This is a genomic window from Xenorhabdus sp. KJ12.1 (assembly GCF_963876495.1).
Taxonomy (GTDB): Bacteria; Pseudomonadota; Gammaproteobacteria; order Enterobacterales; family Enterobacteriaceae; genus Xenorhabdus; species Xenorhabdus stockiae.
Map to the genome: position 1 here is coordinate 1 of NZ_CAWNQH010000145.1, position 1,271 is coordinate 1,271.

Below are 1,271 nucleotides of genomic sequence, written 5' to 3' on the forward strand. Positions count from 1 at the left end.
TTATGACAGTAACGACAAATCACATCCACTTTAGCCATATCTCACCCAGAATAAAAAGTAGGGAGTTTATCACAAGATCTAATCATTGGGAGCATGACCACATAGTGCTACCAAACAAGAACCTGGCACTGCTAACATGCCCAGCAGCCTAATCACCGTAGTAAATAAAAAATCAGTTTCAACCAAAACCAAATCCCGCCGTTGGTTGGAGTCAGGCGGGATTACGGCTAGAGCGTGAAATTCGTTTTCTCAGATATTTAATCAGTATTATCGGAACATCGATTACAACGATGCAGATAAAACACAGTAAAATACAATCAACTACGATTTCGGGCAAAAAATCAGGGCTATGCTCACGCACCCATAATTTGGGTGAATTAGTGTAAAATATCATTACTAGAGCATAACTCACTATTACCCAGAAAGACTTCTTAGTCTTTCTACTAAACCAGTCGGTAATCTCTTTCCACAGACTTTTATCCATATATTAGATTTCCTCCTCATTTTTGCAGGAAATTTATTTTATCCCATTCTTTAGCATCAGGGAATGCATGAAGACACTGCAGCCTGAGGTGGTTAAATATGCAGGTACATCCGATTTTGTTGCTGGGGAGTAGCAAAAACACCTCGCCTGATGTGGCTAAAAGCAGGCGACTAACTCCGTACCATTCCAAATAAACAATATTAATTCTAAGGGAGTAAATATGACTACACCAATGAAATTTGCAGCTGAATGTAAAGAAGATTTTGAATATTATCGCGCTCGTGCTTTATCTCATGCCCCGCGCTCTGAACTTCGCCGTAGTTTGACGCAATTATGTTGGAATCAACGTGCACGTTATCGCAAATGGGCTGCTCTCAGTTGACTAACCCCAGCTCATTTCCGAGTGGGCTATGGTGAGTGACTCTGATATATTCATGGATTCGACAATGAATTCATGAGGGAACTATGGGAATATTGCTCGGCTATATCGTTATTTACATTGTATTTGGTTGGATATATTGGTATATCACCATTCCCATAGGAACATTTCTTTTCTATAGAGCATTTAAAGCAAAATATAGAGGGGATAAATTTATATTGGCATTAGCTGCGTTATTATTTTTAACTCCGATGACAATATTATTCGGTGGATTCTGGTTTATCTTAGGCCCTATAGGGATATTTATTTGGTCATGCTCCCAATAGTTAGATCTGTTATGAAAGATAGTATTCACGCTCAATGAACGTACCTACCACTTTGTCATGCATCTCTTCGGATTTGGAATAA

Annotated in this window: 1 protein-coding gene; it reads left to right on the top strand. The window is 38.9% G+C overall.

From position 1 onward, the window contains the following. Positions 1–704 precede the first annotated feature (704 nt). Positions 705–866: a hypothetical protein gene (locus AACS92_RS21765; RefSeq protein WP_193757021.1), complete on the top strand. Its 162-nt coding sequence runs from the start codon at positions 705–707 to the stop codon at positions 864–866. Positions 867–1,271 lie beyond the last annotated feature (405 nt).